The following is a 24092-nucleotide window of genomic DNA, read 5'->3' as shown; positions in this document are numbered from 1 at the left end:
CCGGAGTGAGGGCACACCGAGCCTAAGCGAGGTGCCGAGTGGTGGGGCAAGAGCGTTTTGCTTACTTTTGCGCTKTTCAAAAGTGAGCCGCTGTAAGAGCGGAACCGATATAAGCCATCACCCAAATAACGGATATGCCCCCACCCCCACCATCACCCCTCAGCACTATGCACCACCACCAAAAGCTGCGCCTGAACCTCCCCCACCGACCGAATCCGATGCGGCTTCTGCGCATTGAAATGCAACGCATCCCCCCGATTCAACACCACCCGCTCACTCATGAAATCCACCTCAACCTGACCTTCATGCACAAACAAAAACTCCTCCCCCAAATGTTCCTTGAAGGTCTTGTCGGTGAACTCCGCCGGCGGGTAAATGATGAACGGCAACAAACTACGCTCACTGACCTGATGCGCCAACACCGCGTAACCCGGTGACGCATCGGTGCCCGACAACGCCTGCCGTTCGTGGCTGCGCACCAGGCTATAGCTGTCGAGGCTGACATTGTCCTCGCTGAACAATTCTTCGACCTTCACATTCAACGCCTTGGCCAGTTTCAGCGCCGCCGCAATCGACGGCGTATTCAACCCCCGCTCGACTTTCGACAGGTAACTCTTGGTCATCCCGGATTTTTCCGCGAGCGACTCCAATGTCACACCAAGTTTTTTTCTCAATATTTTCAAACGGATAGACATGCGCAGCGGTTAATCCATTAAAGAGGCGATGATGAATGCTTGCTAATGACACTTTGTGTCATATAGTCTCTTTAGTGTCATTTGCGACGAACAAGGACACTGATATGGCCAAGACATTAGCACTCCCGAAAGACCAACTGGTCAAGCAGGCGCTGACCCAGATGCAAAACACCCTGGCGGATAATACGTGGACCGACCGGCAAAAGCTGGCGTTGACCTGCCGGATCCTGTTCGAAAACGGCCACGACTCCGGCCTCGCCGGGCAGATCACCGCACGCGGCCCGACGCCTGGCACCTACTACACCCAACAACTGGGCCTGGGTTTTGATGAGATCACCGCCAGCAACCTGTTGCTGGTCAACGAAGACCTGGAGGTGCTGGAAGGCCATGGCATGCCCAACCCGGCCAACCGTTTTCACAGCTGGGTGTACCGCGGTCGCCCGGACGTGAACTGCATCATCCACACTCACCCGACCCACATCGCTGCGTTGTCGATGCTGGAAGTGCCGTTGCAGGTGTCCCACATGGACCTCTGCCCGTTGTACGAAGATTGCGCATTCCTCGAAGCCTGGCCCGGGGTGCCGGTGGGCAACGAAGAAGGTGAAATCATCACCGCTGCCCTGGGGGATAAACGCGCGATTCTGCTTTCCCACCACGGCCAATTGTCCACTGGGGCGAGCATCGAGGAAGCCTGTGTGATCGCACAGTTGATCGAACGCGCGGCCAAGTTGCAGCTGCTGGCGATGGCCGCCGGCACGATCAAGCCGATCCTGCCGGAACTGGGCCGCGAAGCCCATGACTGGATTTCCAAGCCCAAGCGCCACGGCGCAGCGTTCAACTACTACGCTCGGCAGAACCTGCGCCAACACGCCGATTGCCTGAACTGAAACCCTTTTTCGACCGGAGACTTTTGCATGTCCAGCCCTTCTATTCACGGCATTATCGGCTACACCATCACCCCGTTCAGCACGGACGGCCAGCGCATTGACCTCGAAGCCCTGGGCCTTTCGATCGACCGCCTGATCGACAGCGGCGTGCACGCTGTCGCACCGTTGGGCAGCACCGGCGAAGGCGCCTATCTCAGTGATGCAGAGTGGGATGAAGTCGCCGCCTACAGCATCCAGAAGGTGGGCAAGCGTGTGCCGACCATCGTCAGCGTCTCCGACCTGACCACCGCCAAGGCCGTGCGTCGTGCGCAGTTTGCCGAGGCCCACGGCGCGGACGTGGTAATGGTATTGCCGGCCTCGTACTGGAAACTCAGCGAGGCGGAAATCCTCGCCCACTATGCGGCCATTGGCGACAGCATCGGCGTGCCGATCATGCTCTACAACAACCCGGCCACCAGTGGCACCGACATGTCGGTGGACTTGATGCTGCGCATCGTCAACAGCGTCGACAACGTGACCATGGTCAAGGAAAGCACCGGGGATATTCAGCGCATGCACCAATTGCACCGGCGCAGCGAGGGCCAGGTGCCGTTCTACAACGGCTGCAATCCGCTGGCGCTGGAGGCGTTTGCGGCGGGCGCGAAAGGTTGGTGCACGGCGGCGCCGAATCTGATTCCTCAGCTCAACCTGGATTTGTATGAAGCCGTTTTGGCCAATGACCTGGAGAAAGCGCGGGAGCTGTTTTATCGCCAGTTGCCGTTGCTGGATTTCATCCTCAAAGGTGGCTTGCCGGCGACGATCAAGGCCGGTTTGCGGCTGACGGGCCTGGAGTCGGGGGATCCACGGCTGCCGGTTTTCCCGCTGGCTGAGGCAGGCCGTGTTCAGTTGCAAGAACTACTGACCCTGTTGCGCTGAAACGCAATCCAAATGTGGGAGCGGGCTTGCTCGCGAAGGCGGTGGGTCAGTCAATTAATAGGTCGACTGACTCACCGCATTCGCGAGCAAGCCCGCTCCCACATTTAGTCCGCATCCAACCTTGGATTTTCAATAGAGACAAATGACAATAATTCTCGATATCATTCACGACTTTTCCACGTCGTGCTTCGTCAAGAAGGATATCCATGTCTCGTCCCAAGCCCGACCCGCTGTCGGCCGATGCCTTTCGCGGGTTTTATGCAGATATCCTGCATTTCCTGCGTAAACGCACGGACAACGCCAGCGACGCGGCAGACATGACCCAGGATGTCTTCACCCAATGGCTGGACTACCGCGACCGGGCTCAGGTCGAGCAGCCACGGGCGTTTCTGTTCCAGATGGCGCGCAATCTGCTGCGCGATCACTGGCGCAAACAAAAGGTGCGGCACACCGTCCACCAGCAACAGGCCGAACTGGATGCCGAACCTGTCAGCGACTCGCGAGACGATCCCATGGCCGCCGCGCAACGCCTGCAACGCCTGGAACAGTTGAAAGAAGTCCTCTCTGAACTCTCGCCGAGAAGACGAGAAGCCCTTATGCTGCACCGCTTCGAAGGCCTGAGCCAGGCGCAGATCGCCGAGCGCATGGGCGTTTCGATCAGCATGGTGGAAAAGCACATCGCTTTTGCCTTGCTGCATTGCAAGCAGCGACTTCAACAAGAACAGGGCAAGGAGCAGCCAGAATGACCCGCCTGAGCGACATCGACACCTGTGACATCGAGGCCAGCGACTCCATCGATGCCCAGGCCGCCAGCTGGTTTGCGCGCAACCGCAATGACGCCGGTCGCGCCGACCGCAAGGCGTTTGCCGCCTGGCAGTCCGAGCCGGCCAATGCCCGCGCCTACGCCGAATTCGAACAGCTGTGGGCCGACCTGGCCCAGTTGCAGCAACTGAACAAACCGACACCGCTGCCCGTGCGCAAACCACCCGTGTGGCGCCCGGCCCTGGCGGTGGCTGCCGCCCTGGTGTGTGCCGTGCTGACGAGCAACATCGGCGCCCCACGCGAGCTGTTCCACGCCCAGGTCGCGGCCCATGCCAAAGGGATGCGCACCTTGCATCTGCCCGACGGCAGCACCTTGTACGTCAACGCCAACACGCGCCTGCGGGTGGACTTCAACAGTCACCAGCGCATCGTGCATCTGGATCAGGGCCAGTTGTATATCGAGGTGGCGCCCGACAAGGAACGACCGCTGTTCGTGCAGGCCGGTGAAGCCAATGTGCGGGTGGTCGGCACCGGCTTCGATGTGCGGCGCAGCAAGCAGCAGTTGGTGGTCAGCGTGGCCCACGGGCAAGTGGCGTTCGATCCGGATGCCAGGCTGCCGGCCACCCTGCTCGGCGCCGATCAGCGCGCTACGTTCAGTTATGCCAAGGGCACGCTGCAGCAGCAAACCCTCACTGCCGGCGAGGTCGCCGATTGGCGCGGCGGCCACGTGTCGTTTCGTAATCGCGAGCTGGCCAGCCTGATGGATGAGTTGAGCCTGTACCGGCCCCAGGCGCCGTTGCTGGTGGACAGCGCGGTGGCGCAGTTGAAGGTCTCGGGCAATCTGGACGTGAATGATCCGGACGCCCTGCTCAACGCCCTGCCGGCACTGTTGCCGGTGAAAACCGTGGCCCTGGCCGACGGCAATATCAGGATCGAACCGCGCAAATAGCCCCGCGGAATTCTTATTTGAGAATATTTTGCATTCGCATGTGAGGATTATTTTTCCTGCCGCGTCTTCCTCGGGTCTGCGTTTGATACGCACACCTTTCTGGCCATTTGGCTACTCCGGGGGATTTCATGTTTCGCGCGCCTTGCCACGTTCAGCACCTGTTTCTTCGACCCACCGCCATTGCCGCCTGCCTGGCCTTCAGCCTGAGTGCCCAGGCCGAGTCGTTCAAGCTGCAACTGCCGGCCCAGTCCCTGGCCACGTCCCTGAGCCAGGTGGCGCAGCAGGCGAAAATCCAGCTGCTGTTCGATGAAGCGCTGCTGAAAAATATCCAGGCGCCGGCCCTCAATGGCGACTTCACACCGGAAGTGGCGATTCGCACCCTGCTCAAGGACGGCGAGTTCGTATTGCTCAAGGTCGGCAGCACTTACGTGGTACGCCCCGAAGAGGGCAAGACCACCAACAGCAGCGCGATCCAGCTCGACGCCCTGAGCGTGATCGGCACCGGCAACGAGGTCGACTCCACCACCGTCGGCCGTTCCACCCTGACCCAGGCGGACATCGACCGTTACCAGTCCAACAACATTCCCAGCCTGCTGCAAACCTTGCCCGGCATCAGCCAGGGCGGCTCGCTGAAGCCCGGTGGCCAGACCATCAACATCCGTGGCTTCGGCGACGCCGAAGACGTGCCGCTGACCGTCGATGGCGCCACCAAAAGCGGTTTTGAGCGCTACCAGCAGGGCACTGTGTTTATCGAGCCCGAGCTGATCAAGAGCATCGAAGTGGAGAAAGGCCCCAACTCGCCCTTCAGCGGCAACGGCGGCTTTGGCGGTACGGTCAACATGACCACCAAGGATGCCCCGGACCTGCTCAAGGACGGGCGCAACAGCGGTGCCATGCTCAAATACGGCTACTCCAGCAACGACCATGAGCAGGTCTACAGCAGTGCCGTTTACGGGCGTACCGATGACGGCCGCTTCGACGCGCTGGCCTACCTGACCCAGCGCGACGGCGGCGACATGAAACTGGCTGCCACCCTGCCCAACGACAACAACCAGTACCCGATCAACCCCAAGCGCCTGCCCAACAGCGCCCAGAATGTGGACGGCAAACTGTTCAAGTTCAATGCTCACTTCACCGATGAGCAAAGCCTGGGTCTGTCGTATTCGCGCTCCAACAGCCAGCGCTGGACGCCCTTCTCTGCCGCCAGCTACCCGACGCCGCCGACCCAGGCCAACATCGACCGCTATGGCTACGAAGCCGCGCTGAAACGCTTCCTGGCCAACCGCAATACCGTCGACACCACCTGGTCCGGCAAGTACGAATACCAGCCGATGAATAACCCGCTGGTGGACTTGACCATCAAGTACTCCGAATCCAATACCGACCAGACCGACGAGCGCGACGCCACGGCGTTTTTCCAGTTGGCCACCGGCGGGCGCAAGATGGACACCTCCTATAACGACAAGAACCTCGACGTACGCAACGTCAGCCTGTTTTCCACCGGTGCGTTGCAGCACGCGGTGACCACCGGTGTGCAAATCCGCAAGCACACCCGGGAAACCGAAATGTGGATGCCCGGCGCCACCTACAACACCCCGAAATACAACTACGGGCACTTCCAGCCGGGCTTCATGCCCCATGGCAAGGTCGACACCAACAGCTTCTTTATCCAGGACGCGGTGACGCTGGGCGATGTGACCATTACCCCGTCGATGCGCTATGACCATGTGCGCAACCGCGGTGAGGCCAACGACGCGCCGTACTACAGCAACCCGGACCCGGCCATCGGCCATGACTACAGCGACCGCACTTACACCGGCTGGTCGCCACGCCTGGCGGCGTACTGGACCATCACCCCGAACGTGGCGATGTTCGCCAACTGGAGCCGCACCTGGCGTGCGCCAGTGATCGACGAGCAGTATGAAGTCCAGGGCCTGGGCAGCCGCACCGCCACCAGCCTGGACCTGGATCCGGAGCGCATCACCTCCATCACCCTGGGCAACGTCACCAGTTTCGCCGACGTGTTCGCCCACGGCGACAACCTGCAACTGCGTACCACGCTGTTCCACAACAAGGTCGAGGACGAAATCTTCAAGGCCACGGGCGTGGGCTGCCAGAACCAGGCGGTCAACGGCGGGACGATTTCCAGCGCCTGCCCGCCGGGCGCGATGTCCAACTACCGCAACATCGGCGGCATGACCATCAAGGGTTTCGAGGCCGAGAGTTTCTATGACTCCACCTACGTGTTCGGCTCGGTATCGTTCGCCTACACCACCGGCAAACATGAAGGCGCCTACACCAACCCGTGGGGGCCGGACGTCTGGGCGCGGGACATTCCGCCTACCAAATGGGTGGTGGTGCTCGGCACCAAGATCCCGAGCCTGGATATGCGGGTGGGCTGGCAAGGGCAGTTCATCGGCGCCACCAGCCGCCTGCCGAGCGACAAGTATTCCGGCGGCCCGGGCACCAGCATCGGCGACCTGTTCTACGACCAGTACGGCAACAAGCGCTACAACACGCAAGGCCTGTTCGCCAGCTGGAAGCCGCAACAGGCTTACCTCAAGGGTACCGAGGTGAACTTCACCGTGGACAACCTGTTCAACAACAACTTCCGACCGGCCCTGAGCGGCGACCGCGCCTACACCAAGGGCCGGGATGCGAAGATCAGTGTGACGCGGTTCTTCTGACCCCTACTAATCAATGTGGGAGCGGGCTTGCTCGCGAAAGCGCTGGATCAGTCGGTACATGAGTTACCTGACACACCGCCTTCGCGAGCAAGCCCGCTCCCACATTCAGACCTTCTGCGCGCCATTTCTTGTATTAACCAGGCTGAGCTCTGGGGCGTGAACCCGCTGCTTGCTCAAATACCGCGTGCAACTCACCCGCAAGAACGAAGCAAAATTCACCACTTCGCCGCGGTAATCCATCACTTCTTCATACAGCTTGGCGATCAGTTGATTGGTGGTCATGCCATCCACCTCGGCGATTTCGCTGAGGATGTCCCAGAACTGGTTTTCCAGGCGCACGGTGGTCACCACGCCGCAGATGCGCAGGGAGCGCGAGCGGGATTCGTACAGAATCGGGTCGGCCTTGACGTACAGTTCGCACATGGCGATGACCTCCGCTTTACAGGGTGATTTTGGTGCCCAGCAGCCCGAGGAAACCCGCGAGCCAGCTTGGGTGCGCCGGCCACGCCGGGGCCGTTACCAGATTGCCTTGAACGTGACTGTCGGTCACCGGGATATCGATGAACGTACCGCCCGCCAGTCGTACCTCCGGCCCGCACGCCGGGTAGGCGCTGCATTCGCGGCCTTCCAGGATCCCGGCAGCCGCCAGCAGTTGAGCGCCATGGCACACGGCAGCGATGGGTTTGCCAGCCTGATCGAAATCCTTGACCAGTTGCAGGACCTTTTCGTTCAGCCGCAGGTACTCAGGGGCACGGCCACCCGGCACCAGCAGCGCGTCGTAGTCGGCGGCGTTCACCTTGGCAAAATCCGCATTCAGGGCGAACAGGTGCCCGGGCTTTTCGCTGTAGGTCTGGTCGCCTTCGAAGTCGTGGATCGCCGTGCGCACGGTCTGGCCGGCAGCCTTGTCCGGGCACACGGCGTGCACGGTATGCCCCACCATCAACAGCGCCTGGAACGGCACCATCACTTCATAGTCTTCGACGTAATCGCCGACCAGCATCAGGATTTTTTTCGCGGCCATGGGACATTCCTCCGGTTGAACGGTTGGGCAGACAGGAGTAGCCAAGATAGACCCGCAGGCTTGATCCGGGTAATGGCCCGCTACTACATCAGCACCCCGGCTTGTGTAGGAGCCGGGCTTGCGCGCGATGCAGACACCTCGGCCTGACAGGTAAACTGCGTTGATCCCATCGCAGCCTCGCCAAGGCTCGACAGCTCCCACATGAACCGGGTCGCCCGTTCAAAACTGTACGGATAAATCCGCACCCAGCTGTAGGCCCGCGTTTTCCGGGCTTTGTGGCTAGATGAACGTCCACTTCCGGCCCATTCGATTCTGGTTCCTTCCATGAGCTCCCGCGAAAATACCGGCATGGCCCTCGGCCTGCTGGGCGTCGTCATCTTCAGCCTCACCCTGCCCTTCACCCGTATCGTGGTGCAGGAAATCCACCCGCTGCTCAACGGCCTGGGCCGGGCGTTGTTTGCGGCGGTGCCGGCGGCGGCTTTGTTGCTGTGGCGTCGCGAGCGCTGGCCCACCTGGCGCCAGGTGCGCGGCCTGACGCTGGTGATTGCCGGGGTGATCCTGGGTTTCCCGGTATTGTCGGCCTGGGCCATGCAAACCTTGCCCGCGTCCCATGGCGCGCTGGTCAACGGGTTGCAGCCGCTGTGCGTGGCGCTGTATGCGGCGTGGCTGTCCCATGAACGTCCGTCGAAGGCCTTCTGGGCCTGCGCGGCGCTGGGCAGTGCGCTGGTGCTGAGTTATGCGTTGATCACCGGGGCCGGCAGCATCCAGGCGGGCGACCTGTTGATGCTCGGCGCGATTGCCGTGGGTGGCCTGGGTTATGCCGAAGGCGGCCGGTTGGCCAAGGAGATGGGCGGCTGGCAGGTAATCTGCTGGGCGCTGGTGCTGTCGACGCCGGTATTGATCGGGCCGGTGGCCTACCTGGCGCTGCAACACGAAGGGCCGATCTCCATGCGCACCTGGTGGGCGTTTGGTTATGTCTCGTTGTTTTCGCAGTTCCTGGGGTTCTTTGCGTGGTACGCCGGGCTCGCCATGGGTGGCATCGCCCGGGTCAGCCAGATTCAGCTGTTGCAGATCTTTTTCACGATCGCGTTTTCGGCGCTGTTTTTTGGTGAACACATCGAGCCGATTACCTGGCTGTTTGCCTGCGGGGTGATTGTGACGGTGATGTTGGGGCGCAAGACCAGCGTGAAGCCTGCGCCAGCTCCCAAGGCTAGCGCGATCTAATGTGGGAGCGGGCTTGCTCGCGAATACGGTGGATCAGTTGATACATCAGGTGACTGACACACCGCTTTCGCGAGCAAGCCCGCTCCCACATTTTTGATTTGCGTCGTACTCAGGCGAGGTAACCGTCCGCCCGCAGCAGGGTTTCCAGGCAATGTTCGGTGATGTTGTAGAACGCCTTGAGCTCCTGGATTTTCTCCAGGAGTTGAGCGTTGTCCACCGGCTCGGCACGCTTCACGGCCAGGATCATCTTGTTCTTGTTGGTGTGCTCCAACGAGATGAACTCAAACACTTTCGTCTCATAGCCGCACGCTTCAAGGAACAACGCGCGCAAACTGTCGGTGACCATTTCCGCCTGCTGGCCCAGGTGCAGGCCGTATTGCAGCATCGGCTTGAGCAGCGCCGGGCTCTGGATCTGCAGGCGAATCTGCTTGTGGCAGCACGGCGAGCACATGATGATCGACGCACCGGAGCGGATGCCGGTGTGAATCGCGTAGTCGGTGGCGATGTCGCAGGCATGCAGGGCGATCATCACGTCCAGCTCGCTGGGCGCGACGCTGCGCACATCCCCGCACTTGAACACCAGCCCCGGGTGGTCCAGGCGGGCGGCGGCGTTGTTGCACAGGGTCACCATGTCTTCGCGCAGTTCCACGCCGGTGACTTCGCCGTCGGCGTTGAGGGTGTTGCGCAGGTAGTCGTGGATGGCAAACGTCAGGTAGCCCTTGCCCGAGCCAAAGTCCGCGACCCGCACCGGCTGGTCCAGCTTCAGCGGCGAGGTGGTCAGCGCATGGCTGAACACTTCGATGAACTTGTTGATCTGCTTCCACTTGCGCGACATCGCCGGGATCAGCTCGTGTTTGGCGTTGGTCACACCAAGGTCGGCGAGGAAGGGCCGGGTCAGGTCCAGGAAGCGATTCTTCTCGCGGTTGTGCTCGGCAGACGGCGCTTCGCGCAGTTGCTGCGGCTTGCTTTTGAACAGTGAGCTTTTGTTTTTCTTGCTGTATTCCAGCTGGGCTTCGTCGGTCACCGACAGCAGGTGCGCATTCTTGAACGCCGCCGGCACCAACTCGGCAATTGCCGCCACGCCGTCGGCCAGGGAGAAGTTCTTGGTGATGTCGCGGGTCTTGTAGCGATAGACGAAGGACAGGCAAGGCTGATCCTTGACCGTCAGCTGCTTGATGATCAGCTTCTGAAGATCAGGCTCGGTGCCGACGTACTTGGCCAGCACCAGCTTGATAAAGGCGTTTTGCTCAAGGCTCGCGCTCAGCAGTTCGAGGAACTGCGCGTGATGATCCGGCGCGGGGCTGGCAGGTTTAGCGGTGGCAGACATGAACAAAAACGCCTCGGGCAGGGAATGCCGGGAATTTTACACTACTCCAACACCACCAACCGATTCGGCAGCTCATTGCGTGCGTGGGTCACCGGTACGTGCTCCCTGAGCAATTCCCCGCAAGCCTCAATACACGCCACAAACCCGGCCAACGTCTGGCCTTGCTTCACCTGGCGGGTGAAGTCCTTGACGATCGCATCCCAACTGCTGTCATCCAGGCGACTGGAAATCCCCTTGTCCACCAGGATTTCCACATACCGCTCGGCCTCACTGACAAAAATCAGCACCCCGGTGCTGCCCAGCGTGTGGTGCAGGTGCTGCTCGAGAAACTGCCGCCGTGCCAGGTTGGACGCGCGCCAATGGCGCACCGAGCGCGGGATCAGTCGCGTGGTGACCCTGGGCAAACGGAACACCAGGCACAGCACGACGAACGTGCCCCACTGCGCCAGCAGCAAGGTGTACATGGTCAACCAGCCCGACAGGTAGTGGATGATCCCCGGCACCACCAGCGCCAGCAGGCTGGCCCACAACAGCGGGATGTAGGCGTAGTCGTCGGCGCGGGCCGCGAGCACGGTCACCAGTTCGGCGTCGGTCTGTTGCTCGACCCGGGCGATCGCCTCGGCGACCTGGCGTTGCTCGTGTTGACTCAATAATGCCATGGTTGTTGATGCTCTCTAGTTATTGTCATTACCAGCCGCCCGAGGCGCCACCGCCGCCGAAACCACCGCCGCCGCCCCTGAAGCCACCACCGCCACCGCCTCCCCCGCCGCCACGACCGCTGCTGCTGAGAATCGCCAGCAGGATAGCGCCAACGGGCAGGCCCATGCGATTGCACAGCCACAACACTGCCAGCAACAGGATGAACAGGCCAATGGAAATGCCCGGGTTTTGCTTGGCGAAGTTGGCCTCGGACACATGCGCCGGTACGGCCAGCGGATCGCCGCCCACCACCTGCAGCATCGCCGCCACGCCGTCGCTGATGCCCTTGCTGTAGTTGCCCGCCTTGAACGCCGGGGCGATCACCTGGTTGATGATCACCCAGGATTGCGCATCCGTGAGTACGCCTTCCAGGCCATAACCCACTTCGATGCGAATCTTGTGCTCATCCCGGGCGACGATCAGCAGGGCGCCGTTGTCCTTGCCCTTCTGGCCGATGCCCCACGCGCGGCCCAGTTGATAACCGAAGTCTTCAATGGGCACGCCTTGCAGGTCGGGCACGGTGACCACCACGATCTGGTCGCCGCTGGTCTGCTCCAGCGCCTGCAACTGCTGGGTCAGCTGCGCACGCACGGCCGGGTCGATCATCTGGGCGTTGTCCACCACCCGTCCGGTCAGGGCCGGGAAATTCAGGGCGGCCTGGGCGGTCAGGCTGAAGGCCAGCAGCACCGCCGCCATCAGCCAAGCGCGCTTGCCCATCAGAATTTCACTTGCGGCGCTTTATCGGCATCGGCACTCGTGGCCTCGAAGTTGGCGCGGACCGGCAAGTCGCTGTACATCACGCTGTGCCACAGGCGGCCAGGGAAGGTGCGGATCTCGGTGTTGTAGGCCTGCACTGCCTGGATAAAGTCGCGGCGGGCCACGGCGATGCGATTTTCGGTGCCTTCAAGCTGCGATTGCAGGGCCAGGAAGTTCTGGTTGGCCTTCAGGTCCGGGTAGCGCTCGGACACCACCATCAAACGGCTGAGTGCACCGCTCAAACCGTCCTGGGCTTGCTGGAACTGCTTGAGTTTCTCGGGATTGTCGAGGGTGCTGGCGTCCACCTGGATCGAGGTGGCCTTGGCCCGCGCTTCGATCACGGCCGTCAGGGTGTCCTGTTCATGGGCGGCGTAGCCCTTGACCACTTCCACCAGGTTGGGGATCAGGTCGGCGCGCCGCTGGTACTGGTTCTGCACCTGGGCCCAGGCCGCCTTGGCCTGTTCGTCCAGGGTCGGGATCTTGTTGATGCCGCAACCGCTCAGCACGGTGCTCACCAGTATCAATGCCACGGCCTTCCAGCCCCAACGGTAACCTTGTGCTGCTTGCATGGTGTTTCTCCTGCCAAACCTATGAAATTTACCGACTGACGCGTTAGCCACGGGCTTAGGGCATAATCCTCCACCACCCACTGGATTGCATCGTGCCAATCAGCTAAAAGATGCCCAGCGCCAATAAGAGTTCAGAAGTGTGCGGTATTTATCTGAACAACACCCGAACAACAATAGACGCTCTCCGGTCCCAAGACTGCGAGAAAGGATTTTCATGAAGAAGCTGTGTTTGCTGGGCCTTGTTGTCAGTTTGGCCACTCATTCCGTATTAGCCGAAACAAAGCCCGCAGTGCTCAAGGACAAGGACGCCTTCGTCAGTGACCTGCTCAAGCAGATGACCCTTGATGAGAAGATCGGCCAATTGCGCCTGATCAGCATCGGCCCCGAAATGCCCCGCGAACTGATCCGCAAGGAAATCGCCGCCGGTCGCATCGGCGGCACCTTCAATTCGATCACCCGCCCGGAAAACCGTCCGATGCAGGACGCAGCCATGCGCAGCCGGTTGAAGATCCCGATGTTCTTCGCCTATGACGTGATCCACGGCCACCGCACGATATTCCCCATCAGCCTGGCCCTGGCTTCCAGCTGGGACATGGACGCCATCGGCCACTCCGGGCGCATCGCCGCCCAGGAAGCTGCCGCCGACAGCCTCGACATCACCTTCGCGCCGATGGTCGACATCTCCCGCGACCCACGCTGGGGCCGTACCTCCGAAGGCTTTGGCGAAGACACCTACCTGACCTCGCGCATTGCCGAAGTGATGGTCAAGGCCTTCCAGGGCAGCAGCCCGGCCAAGGCCGACAGCATCATGGCCAGCGTCAAGCACTTCGCCCTGTATGGCGCGGTGGAAGGCGGTCGCGACTACAACGTGGTCGACATGAGCCCGGTCAAGATGTACCAGGACTACCTGCCGCCCTACCACGCCGCCATCAAGGCCGGCGCCGGTGGCGTGATGGTTGCGCTGAACTCGATCAACGGCGTACCCGCCACCGCCAACACCTGGCTGATGAACGACCTGCTGCGCAAGGACTGGGGCTTCAAGGGCCTGGCCGTGAGCGACCACGGTGCGATCTTCGAGCTGATCAAGCACGGCGTGGCCAAGGACGGGCGTGAAGCCGCCAAGCTGGCGATCAAGGCCGGCATCGACATGAGCATGAACGACTCGCTCTACGGCAAGGAATTGCCCGGCCTGCTGAAGTCCGGCGAGATCGAACAGAGCGACATCGACAACGCCGTGCGCGAAGTGCTCGGCGCCAAGTACGACATGGGCCTGTTCGCCGACCCGTACCTGCGCATCGGCAAGGCCGAGGATGACCCGGCCGACACCTACGCCGAAAGCCGCCTGCATCGCGCCGACGCACGTGACGTGGCACGCCGCAGCCAGGTGCTGCTGAAAAACCGGAACAACACCCTGCCGTTGAAAAAGGACGCGACCATCGCCCTAGTCGGCCCGCTGGCCAAGGCGCCGATCGACATGATGGGCAGCTGGGCCGCTGCCGGTAAACCCGCGCAATCGGTGACCCTGCTGGACGGCATGAACGCCGTGATCGGCGACAAGGGCAAGGTGATCTATGCCCGTGGCGCCAATATCACCAACGACAAGAAAGTCGTCGACTACCTCAACTTCCTGAACTTCGATGCCCCGGAAGTAGTGGATGACCCGCGCTCGTCCCAGGACATGATCGACGAAGCCGTCAAGGCCGCCAAAGGCGCCGATGTGGTCGTGGCCGCCGTGGGCGAGTCCCGTGGCATGTCCCACGAATCGTCGAGCCGCACCGACCTGAACATCCCGCAGAGCCAGCGCGACCTGATCAAGGCTTTGAAAGCCACCGGCAAACCGCTGGTGCTGGTGTTGATGAACGGCCGTCCGCTGTCGATTGTCGAGGAGAACGAACAGGCTGACGCAATCCTGGAAACCTGGTTCGCCGGCACCGAAGGCGGCAACGCTATCGCTGACGTGCTGTTCGGTGACTACAACCCGTCGGGCAAGCTGCCGATCACCTTCCCGCGTTCGGTGGGGCAGATTCCGACCTACTACAACCACCTGAGTATTGGCCGGCCGTTCACTCCGGGCAAGCCGGGCAACTACACCTCGCAGTACTTCGATGACACCACCGGGCCGCTGTTTCCGTTCGGTTACGGCTTGAGCTACACCAGTTTCAGCCTGTCGGACATGGCGCTGTCGTCCACCACCCTGAACAAGACCGGCAAGCTCGACGCCACCGTGGTGGTGAAAAACACCGGCAAGGTCGATGGCGAAACCGTGGTGCAGCTGTATATCCAGGACGTGGCCGGCTCGATGATCCGCCCGGTGAAGGAATTGAAGAACTTCCAGAAGATCATGCTCAAGGCGGGCGAAGAGCGCGCGGTGCACTTCACCATCACCGAGGAAGATTTGAAGTTCTACAACACCCAACTGAAGTTTGCGGCTGAGCCGGGCGAGTTCAATGTGCAGATCGGGTTGGATTCGCAGGATGTGAAGCAGCAGAGCTTCGAACTGCTCTAAAGTCTTGCCCGGTCAAAATGTGGGAGCGGGCTTGCTCGCGAATGCGGTGGATCAGTTGATACATCAGGTGACTGACACACCGCTTTCGCGAGCAAGCCCGCTCCCACATGTGATTGGGGTATTCTGGCTTATCCGCGGCGGTCCAGCAGGTTGACCACCAACCGATCAATCCACCCCCACACCCGCTGCTTCACCCGCCGCCACAATGGCCGCGACTGCCATGCCTCAAGGCTCACCGCCTGGCTCAGGGCAAAATCCCGCTCGAAACTCCCCACCACTGCCAACGTCAATTCCGGGTCCAACGCTTCCAGGTTCGCTTCCAGGTTGAAGCGCAGATTCCAGTGATCGAAGTTGCACGAGCCAATGCTCACCCAATCGTCCACCAGCACCATTTTCAAGTGCAGGAAGCACGGCTGGTATTCAAAGATCTGCACCCCGGATTTGAGCAAACGCGGGTAGTAACGGTGCCCGGCATACCGCACCGACGGGTGATCGGTACGTGGCCCGGTCAACAGCAAACGCACATCCACCCCGCGCCCCGCCGCCCGGCGCAGGGCACGCCGTACGCTCCAGGTCGGCAAGAAATACGGCGTGGCCAGCCAGATACGCTGGTGGCCGCTGTTCAGCGCGCGGATCAGTGACTGCAAGATATCCCGATGCTGGCGGGCGTCGGCATAGGCCACACGCCCCAGCCCCGGTCCTGTCGCTGGCACCTTGGGCAAGCGTGGCAGGCCAAAATGCGTGGCCGGTTTCCAGGCTCTACGATCGTCGTTCGCCAGCCACTGACGGTCGAACAACGCCTGCCAATCCAGCACCAGCGGGCCACGAATCTGCACCATCACTTCGTGCCAATCGGCGGTGTCTTCCCCGGGCGTCCAGAATTCATCCGTCACGCCGGTGCCGCCGACCACGGCGATGGTCTGGTCGATCAACAACAGCTTGCGGTGGTCCCGATAGAGGTTGCGCATCCAACGGCGCCAGCTCAGGCGGTTGTAGAATCGCAGGTCCACCCCGGCGTCGATCAACCGCCGACGCAGGCCCAGGGTAAACGCCAGGCTGCCGTAGTCATCGAACAGGCAACGTACGCGCACGCCACGTTCGGCGGCCGCCACCAGGGCCTGAACCATCGCCTCGGCACACGCGCCCGCCTCCACCAGATACAGCTCCAGCGCCACCTGTTGCTCAGCCTGGGCGATACCTTCCAGCATGCGCGGGAAGAAACTCGGGCCGTCGACCATCAGCTCGAAACGGTTGGCGCTGCGCCACGGGAACACTGCGCCGCTCATGTCAGCGCGCCGTGAAAATCAGTACCGCACCCACCGGCACCGACAGGCTGATCTGCGACAGCCCGGCGGCCTTGCGCAATGCGGCTACCCCCGGCAGCAAATCGAAATCCTCGGCGTGCACCACCAATGGCTCCAGGGTGACCACCTGGAAGCGTCGGTCATCCAGGCGGGTCGCCAGCAATTCGGTGCTGTAGGTCTGGGTCTTGCCGTGCAGGGTCACCGACAGCGGCAGGCGCAGCTCGTATTGCGCGCCGGGGGCCAGGTCGTTGATCGGTTGCAGGTTGATCTGCGCATTGATCACCGCGTCCGGGTAGGTCTTGATCTCGAACAGCTCATTGCGCATGCGCTCGTCGCGCAGCGGGATGCCGCTGTTGATCGACTCCAGTTCGACTTCCAGCTGCGCCGCGCCTTTGCTGTCGACCTTGCCATGCAGCACCAGGAAGCGCTGCACTTCAGCGATGTCGGTGTTCTTGGTGGTGACGAACGACAGGCGCGAGGACTCGTTGTCCAGGTACCAGTCGGCGTGGGCAGGCACGGCGGCAGCGGCCAGCAGCAGGAAGGCCATGGGTTTGAACAGGGACATAAAGACTCTTGGGGCAAAAAACCTGGGCGAACAGTAACAAAGACCTCCTGTAGGAGCGAGCTTGCTCGCGAAGGTTGCCAACGATGATGCGGGCATTCTGAATGAACGCGGTGCCTGTGAGTTCTTCGCGAGCAAGCTCGCTCCTACGGGGGAACGGTGGTCAGGCCAACGCCTGCTGCACATCGCGAATCGTCGATTCCAGGCTGGCCAGGTGCAGGCTCAGCACCCGTTCCACCGGTGCCTGATCCATCGGCCAATGCAGCGCCATGCTGCCCACCAACCGGCCATTGGCCCGCACCGGCAAGGCCACCGCGCGAATCAGGAACGGCAGGCGCACCGGATATTCCCAATAGCCTTCGGTGCGTTGGCCAAACCCCTGGTGCTGGGATTGTTCACACGCCCGGTATTGATCGTCTTCCGCCACATGCTCACGACCGGCCAGGCGCTGCACTTCATCCGCCGACAGTTGCGACAGGCACGCCTTGCCCATGGCCGAATGAAACAGGCTGGCGTGCTGGCCGACGATCTGGCAATTGTTCGGGTAGAGCTTGCGCAGCACCGTGGGGATCGCGCTTTCCATCACCTCCAGGCGCTCGCCGTCGAAGCTCGACAGGTCCACCACCAGGCCGGTGCGTTCGCTGAGGTCCAGCAGCCACGGCGCGGCGCTTTCCACCAGTTGGCGCTTGAAGCGTTGCTGGGTGTCGCCGAACAACCGTCTGGCCCGCAGGCGATAACGCCGGTCGCTGAGGCCACGATAGATCCAGCCCTGTTCCTGCAAGGTCAGCAGCATCCGCGAGACCGTGGCCTTGGGCAGGTGAGTCAGGTAATGCAACTCTTCCAGCCCCAGCGCCTGATGCTCGCCGAGCAATTCGATGATCGCCAGTGCCCGCCCTACTGAGCGTACGGTTCCCGTCTCGGCGTCGCTGCCCATGTGTCGATCTCCTTGATGCCGATGGATGATCTGATTTCACAGCAAGATACAGGCCCGTCGCGGCTCAACCGGTCGCCGAGAGGCAAGCGGGCGGTCGCCGCTGCACCCAGCGGGTCAGTTGTTCGTGGGCGTACGCCAGTTGCAACACCGCCCTGTCCGCCTGGGCCGGGCCGATGATCTGCAGGCCCATGGGCAAGCCCTGGAGGTTGAAACCCACCGGCACGTTCATGCTCGGCAGGCCGGCCAGGGTGGGGCCGATCACCACTTCCATCCAGCGGTGGTAGGTGTCCATCTCGCGCCCTGCGACGAGGCGTGGCCAGGCTTGTTGTGCATCGAAAGGGAACACTTGGGCGGTGGGCAGCAACAGGAAATCGTAACGTTCGAACAGTTTGCCCAGGGCGCGGTACCAGTCGCTGCGGTTGATCGAAGCCTGGTAAACGTCCGCCGCACTCAGTTGCAATCCGCCCTGCACTTCCCATTGCGCCTCCGGCTTGAGCAGTGCACGTTTTTGCGGGTCGGTGTACGCCGCGCCGAGGGAGCCCTGGATCAGCCAATGGCGGTGCACCAGCCAGGTCTGCCACAGGCGTTCCAGAGAAAATTCCGGTTGGCAGTGCTCGACCTCGCAACCCAGCGCAGCGAAGTCCTTGAGGGCCGATTCGCACAGGCTCATCACGCCGTCTTCCATCGGCAGGTAACCGTTGTAATCCCCGAGCCAGCCCAAGCGTGCACCCTTGAAGTCGCGCTGCAACGGCTCGCCAAACATCGCCGGATCCTCCTTGAGCGACAGCGGCACCCGAGGGTCATAGCCAGCCTGCACACTCAGCAGCCGCGCCACATCCGCCACGCTGCGACCCATCGGGCCTTCCGTGGCCAGTTGCTGGACGAACAGCTCCGGCGCCGGCCCGTGAGGCACCCGACCCAGGGACGGACGCAGGCCAAATACGTTATTGAACGCCCCCGGGTTTCGCAGCGAGCCCATCATGTCGCTGCCATCCGCTACCGGCAGCATGCGCAATGCCAGCGCCACCGCCGCGCCGCCGCTGCTGCCACCGGCCACCAGCCGCGGGTCATAGGCGTTGCCGGTGGTGCCGAACACGCTGTTGTAGGTCTGCGAGCCCAGGCCAAATTCCGGCACGTTGGTCTTGCCGATGATGATCGCGCCGCTGGCCCGTACCCGCGCCACGCTGATCGCATCTTCTTGAGGAACATGCTCGGCGAACAGCGGCGAACCGAGGGTGGTGCGCAGGCCCTGGGTCGCCGCCAGGTCCTTGATGGCCTGGGGCATGCCGTGCATCCAGCCACGGGATTGGCCTTGGTCCAACTCGCGATCACGCTGCGCCGCTTCGGCCAGCACGTCCTCATGGGAGCGCAGCGAGACCAGCGCATTCACCGTCGGGTTGAAGCGTTCGACCTGGGCCAGATACGCCTGCATCACTTCATGGCAGGACACCTGCCGCGCATGGATCGCCCGAGACAGTTCGATGGCATCCAGTTCAACAATACTCAAGGTTTCACCTCGCTGGAAAACGGCGCCGGTCGTTTCGCCCGTGGCGCCTCATGCATGCAGTAAGTGCCCAGCAGCGTCAGGACGCAAGCGAACAGCACATAAAATGCCGGGGCTACCGGCGTGCCCAGCACCTTGCTGAGCCAGGTGACGATCAACGGCGCAAAGCCCCCGAATACCATCACCGCCACGTTGTAAGCCACCGACACCCCGGTGGAGCGTACTTCGATGGGAAACTGCTCGGCCAGGGCCGTCGGCGCCGGGCCGAAAAAGCCGCCGATGGCAGTGCACAACATCACCTGCATCACCAGCAAACGCTCGATGGACGGTGCCGCCGCGACCCACACATACAGCGGGTACACCATCACAAAAAACGCCAGGGTGAACGCCATCAATACCGGGCGCCGACCGAACCGATCCGACAGCAGGCCGGACAGCGGAATCACCACGGTCATCAGCGCCACCGCGAACATCTGCACCATCAGCACCTGGTCCAGCGGCAGGCCGAGGTTCTTGTGGGCGAAGGTCGGCATATTCACCAGCACCACGTAGAACGACACCGTTGCCCCGCAGGCCAGGCCCATCGATACCAAGATGCTGCGGCGGTGGTCGCGGATGACGTCCATCAAGCTCGGCGCCGCACCCTTGGCCTGTTTGCGTGCCTCGATAAATTCCTCGGGGTCTTCCATGTGCCGGCGGATCCACAAGCCCACCGGGCCGATCAGCAAGCCGAAGATGAACGGCAGGCGCCAGCCCCAGACTTCAAGGGTGTGCGGCTCGAAGAAGTGCGTGACCAACGCCACCATCGCCGCGCCGCCGAACACCGCCAGGCACTGTCCCACCAACTGCCAGGAACCGTACAGGCCCTTGCGATGGGCCGGCGCGCTCTCCACCAGGAACGCCGTGGCACTGGCGTATTCACCGCCGGTGGCAAAGCCCTGGAGCATGCGCGCAACCACGATCAGCATCGGCGCGCCCATGCCGATGGCAGCATAGCTGGGGGCGAAAGCGATCAGGGCGATGGAGATGGTCATCAACCGGATGATCAGTTGCATCGCAGCCTTGCGGCCTTTGCGGTCCGAATACATGCCCAGCAGAATCCCGCCCACCGGGCGCATGAAGAAGCCGACGCCAAAGGTGGCCAGGGCCATCAGCAGCGAGGCGTATTCATCCTCCGAGGGGAAAAACTGCCGGGCGATAATGCTGGCGAGAAAGCCGTAGACGATGAAGTCATACCATTCCAGCGCATTGCCGATCACCGCCGCCACCACCTGGCGGGTGCGGGATACACCTTGTTTTGAAGCCTGCATGGGAACACTCCATTCAACCAGTCGGAAAAGGGTCCAGCGGCAGAAAAAAGAGGTCGTCAGGCGGGCTTGAGCCAGCTCTCGGCCAGCGCGCCCCAGTAGGCGGCGCCGGTCAACAGGATGTCGTCGTTGAAGTCATAGGCGGGGTTGTGGACCATCGGCCGCGACACGCCGTTGCCGATAAACAGGTAGCTGCCGGGGCAGCGTTGCAGCATCCAGGCGAAGTCTTCGCTGCCCATCAGCTTGGTGGTGTTGCCGTCGACGGCACCTTCACCCAGCAGGGCGACGCCGACCTGGCGGGCGAATTCGGTTTCTTCGGGATGGTTGACCAGCACAGGATAGGCCGGGCGATGTTCGATCTGCGCGGTGCAGCCGAAGCTCGCGGCCTGGGTCAGGATGATCGCCTTGACCCGCTCCAGCATCAGTTCACGCACGTTTGCATCCAGGGCACGCAGGCTCAAACGCAACAGTGCTTGCTGGGGAATCACGTTGGCCGCCTGGCCCGCTTGCAGGGCACCGACGGTCACCACGGCGGCTTCCTGGGCATTGATATTGCGCGCCACCACGGTCTGCAATGCCATGACCATACTGGCGGCGGCCACCAGCGGGTCGACCGTCAGGTGCGGCATGGAGCCATGGCCACCGACGCCTTCGAGGGTCACGGTGAGCAGGTCCTGGGAGGCCATCATCGGTCCAACGCGCAGGCCCAGATGGCCGGCGGGCAAGCCCGGCATGTTGTGCATGCCGAACAATGCGTCGCAGGGAAACCGCTCCAGCAAGCCGTCGGCGAGCATGGCTTCGGCGCCGCCCTGGCCTTCTTCGGCGGGCTGGAAAATCAGGTTCAGGGTGCCGTCGAATTGACGGGTCGCGGCCAGGTAACGCGCGGCGCCCAGCAGCATGGTGGTGTGGCCGTCATGACCGCAGGCATGCATGCAGCCGGCGTGTTGGCTGCTGTAGCTGGCGCCGGTGTTTTCGATGATCGGCAACGCGTCCATGTCGGCGCGTATACCGAGCTTGCGCGAGCTGCTGCCATTGCGCAGCACACCCACCACGCCGGTCTGGCCGATGCCGGTGTGGACTTCGTAGCCCCAGTTACGCAGCGATTGCGCCACGAGGGCGGAGGTGCGGTTTTCTTCAAAGCCCAGTTCGGGGTGGGCGTGAATGTCCTGACGCACGGCGTGCAGGTCGCTGGCGACATCGCTCAGCCAATCCAGGATGTGCTGGTGTGGGCTCATGGTGATTCTCCTCGCAGGCGGGTGTTCCCGTTCTTTTTCGTTGCACACCGCCAGATAACCGCGATGTGCGCAGGAGGACAATCAAAGGTGGTTCCACCCTGTGGAACCTCAGCCCCACCTGTGGCTGCATTAGGGCAAGAGGCGGCAGCCCTCGCGTTGGCCCAGCCATTGGGCACTGTGTGTGCGGCCCAGGCCGCTGGCGGTCACGAGGTGTTTTTCAGGGTTGTCGGTGAAGGCGCTGGTGGGCACGTATTGCTTCACATAACCCTGGCAATAATCAGCGGGATTGCCCTCCACATATCGGCAGGAGCAGTACTCCTTGGCGGTGTAGGCCGCGATGATGTCGGGGAAGGCTTGCAGATTGACCCGCTCGTGCCAGACCCAGCCGAGCAACACGAGTAACAGCAGGATCAACAGGCTGACGAAGGGATGACGGCGGATCATGGTTCCACCGCTGCAAGGACGCGTTTGAGGAGTTCGTTGTGGCGATAGCTGCCGTCGCGGTCGTCGCCATAGCGCACGATGACCAGCTGTTTTTCGGGCATCACGTAGAGCGCCTGCCCCCAGTGGCCGAGGGCGGCGAAGGTGTCGGCGGGCGCGTCCGGCCAGGGTCTGGCGGCACCCTGCACTTCGCGGTTGAGCCACCATTGGCCGCCCGGAACGGCTTCGTCCTGGCCCGCCTTGTACTTGTCGAACGGTTGGCGATTGAACGCAACCCACTCCTTGGGCAGCAACTGTTGCTCGCCCCAACGGCCGTCGCGCTGCATCAACAGGCCGACGCGGGCCAGGTCGCGGGCGGTGAGGTAGGCGTATGAGGACGCGACGAAGGTTTCCTCGGCATCGCTTTCCCAGGTGGCGTTGTGGATGCCCAGTGGCTGGAACAGGGCGGTCCATGGGTAGTCGACGTAGGCCTTGTGGCCGAGCATGCCCTTGAGGGTGGCGGACAGGATATTGCTGTCGCCACTGGAATAGCGGAATGCCTGGCCGGGGGCGCTGGAGGTCGCGGTGTCGGCGGCGAACTCGGCCATGTCGTGGTGGCCGCGGGTGTAGAGCATGGCGACCACCGAGGATTTCAGCGGGGCGTATTCGTAGTCTTCCTGCCAGTCGAGGCCCGAGGCCCAGTGCAGCAGGTCGGCCATGGTCACGCCGGGGTGTTGTTTCATCGGCGGGTAAAAGCGCGCGGCGGGGTCGGTGAGTTTGAAGCGGTTTTCGCCGAAGGCCACGCCGAGCACGGTGGCCATCAGGCTTTTGCTGATGGACCAGGTCAGGTGCGGGGTGCTGGCGGTGGTGGGGGCGGCGTAGCGTTCGTAGATGATCTGGCCGTCGCGGATGACCAGCAAGGCGTCGGTGCGGACGCCCTTGCGGGTGGTGTCATCGCGGGGTGGGAAGGCGTAGTCATCCAAGGCCTTGGCTGCCGGGCCGGTCAGGGGCTGGCCTTGGGACCATTCCTTCTCCGGCCAGGTTTCGGCGTGGGCTGTCAGGGTGAACAGCAGCGCGGCGTATAGGAGGCCTTTGAACATGGATTGGGACTCGGGGGCATTCAAGCCCGCGAGCCTAGCCCAGGGGGATGACGGTTTTGTTACGGACTCTGGGGTGAGTACATATCCGTTATTTGGGTGATGGCTGATATGGGTTCCGCTCTTACAGCGGCTCACTTTTGAACAGCGCAAAAGTAAGCAAAACGCTCTTGCCCCACCACTCGGCACCTCGCTTAGGCTCGGTGTTCCCTCACTCCGGCTTTGGACCGTGGGCCGCCGTCATGGGCCATCCTTGGCCCAGGACGGCTAACCYGGCGTCCTGCCRGGTTACCCACGCTCCAAAGCCTGCGTTCGGCCAGCGTGGTTTAACGGGRCGCCTAAGATCAAGATCAAAAGCAAGATCAAGAGCAGAGCACAGCGGCCTACCGGCCGGCTTGAGTGTTTAAAAGCCGGATCAAAAGCTAAAGCGGGCACGGTCCAAATGTGGGAGCTGGCTTGCCTGCGATGGCATCAACTGGGTCTGCCTGATACACCGAGGTGTCTGCATCGCAGGCAAGCCAGCTCCCACAGAAAAGCAGAGCTGCATCAGCTTCAGATTTGGCTTTCGCTCTGGCTTTTGATCTGGCTTCTAAACACTCAAGCCGGCCGGTAGGCCGCTGTGCTCTTGCTTTTGATCTTGATCTGCGGGCCCCGTTAACCACGATGGCCGCAAGTAGGCACGGTGGAGCGGGTAAACCGGCAGGACGCCGATTTAGCCGTGCCAGGCCATGG

The 24092-nt window shown here is 62.2% G+C and carries 21 protein-coding genes and 1 pseudogene; 7 read left to right on the top strand and 15 right to left on the bottom strand.

The features are described 5' to 3' along the window. Window positions 1–152: 152 nt before the first annotated feature. Window positions 153–695: a helix-turn-helix domain-containing protein gene (locus A462_RS30175; RefSeq protein ID WP_003209127.1), complete on the bottom strand. Its 543-nt coding sequence runs from the start codon at window positions 693–695 to the stop codon at window positions 153–155. 104 nt (window positions 696–799) lie between these two features. Here A462_RS30175 and A462_RS30180 point away from each other — a divergent pair, with 104 nt between their 5' ends. From A462_RS30180 to A462_RS30200, 5 genes are all read left to right on the top strand, one after another. Continuing rightward, window positions 800–1582, top strand: coding sequence for an aldolase (locus A462_RS30180; protein WP_003209128.1), 783 nt, complete (start codon window positions 800–802; stop codon window positions 1580–1582). A 27-nt stretch (window positions 1583–1609) separates the two neighbouring features. Further along, entirely contained in the window at window positions 1610–2497 is an 888-nt protein-coding gene (locus tag A462_RS30185) for a dihydrodipicolinate synthase family protein (protein ID WP_008430906.1), read from the top strand. A 206-nt stretch (window positions 2498–2703) separates the two neighbouring features. Then, window positions 2704–3243 (top strand): RNA polymerase sigma factor, encoded by a 540-nt coding sequence (locus A462_RS30190; RefSeq protein WP_003209132.1) that lies wholly within the window; start codon window positions 2704–2706, stop codon window positions 3241–3243. Further along, the gene (locus tag A462_RS30195) at window positions 3240–4208 is read left to right on the top strand and encodes a FecR family protein (protein ID WP_008430902.1); all 969 of its coding nucleotides are present in this window, start codon (window positions 3240–3242) and stop codon (window positions 4206–4208) included. Before A462_RS30190 ends, A462_RS30195 begins: the two co-directional genes overlap by 4 nt. 128 nt (window positions 4209–4336) lie before the next feature. Continuing rightward, entirely contained in the window at window positions 4337–6895 is a 2559-nt protein-coding gene (locus A462_RS30200; protein WP_003209136.1) for a TonB-dependent receptor, read from the top strand. A gap of 105 nt (window positions 6896–7000) precedes the next feature. Here the strand turns inward: A462_RS30200 and A462_RS30205 are convergent, their stop codons facing one another. Together A462_RS30205 and A462_RS30210 are read right to left on the bottom strand one after the other, a co-directional pair. Further along, window positions 7001–7318: a ribbon-helix-helix domain-containing protein gene (locus tag A462_RS30205; protein WP_008430899.1), complete on the bottom strand. Its 318-nt coding sequence runs from the start codon at window positions 7316–7318 to the stop codon at window positions 7001–7003. A gap of 16 nt (window positions 7319–7334) precedes the next feature. Beyond that, on the bottom strand, window positions 7335–7916 hold the full coding sequence (locus A462_RS30210) for a DJ-1/PfpI family protein (RefSeq protein ID WP_008430897.1): 582 nt from the start codon (window positions 7914–7916) through the stop codon (window positions 7335–7337). Window positions 7917–8240: 324 nt separating this feature from the next. Here A462_RS30210 and A462_RS30215 point away from each other — a divergent pair. Then, window positions 8241–9237 (top strand): annotated as a pseudogene (locus A462_RS30215) (DMT family transporter). 12 nt (window positions 9238–9249) lie between these two features. Here A462_RS30215 and A462_RS30220 read toward each other — a convergent pair. From A462_RS30220 to A462_RS30235, 4 genes are read right to left on the bottom strand one after another with little or no spacing between them, the layout of a single operon-like run. Beyond that, window positions 9250–10467, bottom strand: a complete 1218-nt coding sequence (locus A462_RS30220; RefSeq protein WP_008430895.1) for a class I SAM-dependent methyltransferase — start codon at window positions 10465–10467, stop codon at window positions 9250–9252. 41 nt (window positions 10468–10508) lie between these two features. Beyond that, a complete protein-coding gene (locus A462_RS30225) occupies window positions 10509–11126 on the bottom strand; it encodes a TPM domain-containing protein (RefSeq protein WP_003209147.1) in 618 nt (205 codons plus the stop codon). 28 nt (window positions 11127–11154) lie between these two features. Further along, window positions 11155–11883: a TPM domain-containing protein gene (locus A462_RS30230; RefSeq protein ID WP_003209148.1), complete on the bottom strand. Its 729-nt coding sequence runs from the start codon at window positions 11881–11883 to the stop codon at window positions 11155–11157. Further along, complete coding sequence (locus A462_RS30235) at window positions 11883–12491, bottom strand: LemA family protein (protein WP_003209150.1); 609 nt, start codon at window positions 12489–12491, stop codon at window positions 11883–11885. The genes A462_RS30230 and A462_RS30235 overlap by 1 nt, the downstream gene beginning before the upstream one ends. A 214-nt stretch (window positions 12492–12705) precedes the next feature. Here A462_RS30235 and bglX point away from each other — a divergent pair, with 214 nt between their 5' ends. Then, complete coding sequence (gene bglX, locus A462_RS30240; protein ID WP_008430891.1) at window positions 12706–14997, top strand: beta-glucosidase BglX; 2292 nt, start codon at window positions 12706–12708, stop codon at window positions 14995–14997. A 128-nt stretch (window positions 14998–15125) separates the two neighbouring features. Here the strand turns inward: bglX and A462_RS30245 are convergent, their stop codons facing one another. The 8 genes from A462_RS30245 to A462_RS30280 all read right to left on the bottom strand — a co-directional run bounded on the left by A462_RS30245 (window position 15126) and on the right by A462_RS30280 (window position 23363). Further along, complete coding sequence (locus A462_RS30245) at window positions 15126–16283, bottom strand: phospholipase D-like domain-containing protein (protein WP_008430889.1); 1158 nt, start codon at window positions 16281–16283, stop codon at window positions 15126–15128. Between the two features lies 1 nt (window position 16284). Beyond that, on the bottom strand, window positions 16285–16866 hold the full coding sequence (locus A462_RS30250; protein ID WP_008430888.1) for a YceI family protein: 582 nt from the start codon (window positions 16864–16866) through the stop codon (window positions 16285–16287). 160 nt (window positions 16867–17026) lie between these two features. Beyond that, window positions 17027–17797 carry a helix-turn-helix domain-containing protein gene (locus A462_RS30255; protein ID WP_008430887.1) on the bottom strand — a complete coding sequence of 257 codons (771 nt, stop codon included), beginning with the start codon at window positions 17795–17797 and terminating at the stop codon, window positions 17027–17029. A gap of 64 nt (window positions 17798–17861) precedes the next feature. After that, on the bottom strand, window positions 17862–19304 hold the full coding sequence (locus A462_RS30260; protein ID WP_008430886.1) for an amidase: 1443 nt from the start codon (window positions 19302–19304) through the stop codon (window positions 17862–17864). Then, on the bottom strand, window positions 19301–20611 hold the full coding sequence (locus A462_RS30265; protein WP_008430884.1) for a citrate-proton symporter: 1311 nt from the start codon (window positions 20609–20611) through the stop codon (window positions 19301–19303). The genes A462_RS30260 and A462_RS30265 overlap by 4 nt, the downstream gene beginning before the upstream one ends. Window positions 20612–20667: 56 nt before the next feature. Beyond that, window positions 20668–21843 carry a M20 aminoacylase family protein gene (locus A462_RS30270; protein WP_008430881.1) on the bottom strand — a complete coding sequence of 392 codons (1176 nt, stop codon included), beginning with the start codon at window positions 21841–21843 and terminating at the stop codon, window positions 20668–20670. Window positions 21844–21972: 129 nt separating this feature from the next. Beyond that, a complete protein-coding gene (locus A462_RS30275) occupies window positions 21973–22287 on the bottom strand; it encodes a hypothetical protein (RefSeq protein ID WP_008430879.1) in 315 nt (104 codons plus the stop codon). Then, a complete protein-coding gene (locus tag A462_RS30280; protein WP_008430877.1) occupies window positions 22284–23363 on the bottom strand; it encodes a serine hydrolase domain-containing protein in 1080 nt (359 codons plus the stop codon). Before A462_RS30280 ends, A462_RS30275 begins: the two co-directional genes overlap by 4 nt. Between the last annotated feature and the right edge of the window lie 729 nt (window positions 23364–24092).

The sequence above is a fragment of the Pseudomonas sp. Ag1 genome (assembly GCF_000278565.1).
In the GTDB taxonomy this organism is placed as follows: domain Bacteria; phylum Pseudomonadota; class Gammaproteobacteria; order Pseudomonadales; family Pseudomonadaceae; genus Aquipseudomonas.
The sequence above is the reverse complement of the archived record's forward strand: the minus strand, read 5'-3'. Positions and strand labels throughout refer to the sequence as shown.

Excerpts from the sequence above, each read along its gene's own strand:
- bglX (WP_008430891.1), top strand. The coding sequence starts at position 12,706 with ATGAAGAAGCTGTGTTTGCTGGGCCTTGTTGTCAGTTTGGCCACTCAT.
- A462_RS30235 (WP_003209150.1), bottom strand. The coding sequence starts at position 12,491 with ATGCAAGCAGCACAAGGTTACCGTTGGGGCTGGAAGGCCGTGGCATTG.
- A462_RS30255 (WP_008430887.1), bottom strand. The coding sequence starts at position 17,797 with ATGGGCAGCGACGCCGAGACGGGAACCGTACGCTCAGTAGGGCGGGCA.
- A462_RS30230 (WP_003209148.1), bottom strand. The coding sequence starts at position 11,883 with ATGGGCAAGCGCGCTTGGCTGATGGCGGCGGTGCTGCTGGCCTTCAGC.
- A462_RS30185 (WP_008430906.1), top strand. The coding sequence starts at position 1,610 with ATGTCCAGCCCTTCTATTCACGGCATTATCGGCTACACCATCACCCCG.
- A462_RS30250 (WP_008430888.1), bottom strand. The coding sequence starts at position 16,866 with ATGTCCCTGTTCAAACCCATGGCCTTCCTGCTGCTGGCCGCTGCCGCC.
- A462_RS30205 (WP_008430899.1), bottom strand. The coding sequence starts at position 7,318 with ATGTGCGAACTGTACGTCAAGGCCGACCCGATTCTGTACGAATCCCGC.
- A462_RS30270 (WP_008430881.1), bottom strand. The coding sequence starts at position 21,843 with ATGAGCCCACACCAGCACATCCTGGATTGGCTGAGCGATGTCGCCAGC.
- A462_RS30245 (WP_008430889.1), bottom strand. The coding sequence starts at position 16,283 with ATGAGCGGCGCAGTGTTCCCGTGGCGCAGCGCCAACCGTTTCGAGCTG.
- A462_RS30210 (WP_008430897.1), bottom strand. The coding sequence starts at position 7,916 with ATGGCCGCGAAAAAAATCCTGATGCTGGTCGGCGATTACGTCGAAGAC.
- A462_RS30265 (WP_008430884.1), bottom strand. The coding sequence starts at position 20,611 with ATGCAGGCTTCAAAACAAGGTGTATCCCGCACCCGCCAGGTGGTGGCG.
- A462_RS30225 (WP_003209147.1), bottom strand. The coding sequence starts at position 11,126 with ATGGCATTATTGAGTCAACACGAGCAACGCCAGGTCGCCGAGGCGATC.
- A462_RS30200 (WP_003209136.1), top strand. The coding sequence starts at position 4,337 with ATGTTTCGCGCGCCTTGCCACGTTCAGCACCTGTTTCTTCGACCCACC.
- A462_RS30175 (WP_003209127.1), bottom strand. The coding sequence starts at position 695 with ATGTCTATCCGTTTGAAAATATTGAGAAAAAAACTTGGTGTGACATTG.
- A462_RS30220 (WP_008430895.1), bottom strand. The coding sequence starts at position 10,467 with ATGTCTGCCACCGCTAAACCTGCCAGCCCCGCGCCGGATCATCACGCG.
- A462_RS30190 (WP_003209132.1), top strand. The coding sequence starts at position 2,704 with ATGTCTCGTCCCAAGCCCGACCCGCTGTCGGCCGATGCCTTTCGCGGG.
- A462_RS30280 (WP_008430877.1), bottom strand. The coding sequence starts at position 23,363 with ATGTTCAAAGGCCTCCTATACGCCGCGCTGCTGTTCACCCTGACAGCC.
- A462_RS30275 (WP_008430879.1), bottom strand. The coding sequence starts at position 22,287 with ATGATCCGCCGTCATCCCTTCGTCAGCCTGTTGATCCTGCTGTTACTC.
- A462_RS30180 (WP_003209128.1), top strand. The coding sequence starts at position 800 with ATGGCCAAGACATTAGCACTCCCGAAAGACCAACTGGTCAAGCAGGCG.
- A462_RS30195 (WP_008430902.1), top strand. The coding sequence starts at position 3,240 with ATGACCCGCCTGAGCGACATCGACACCTGTGACATCGAGGCCAGCGAC.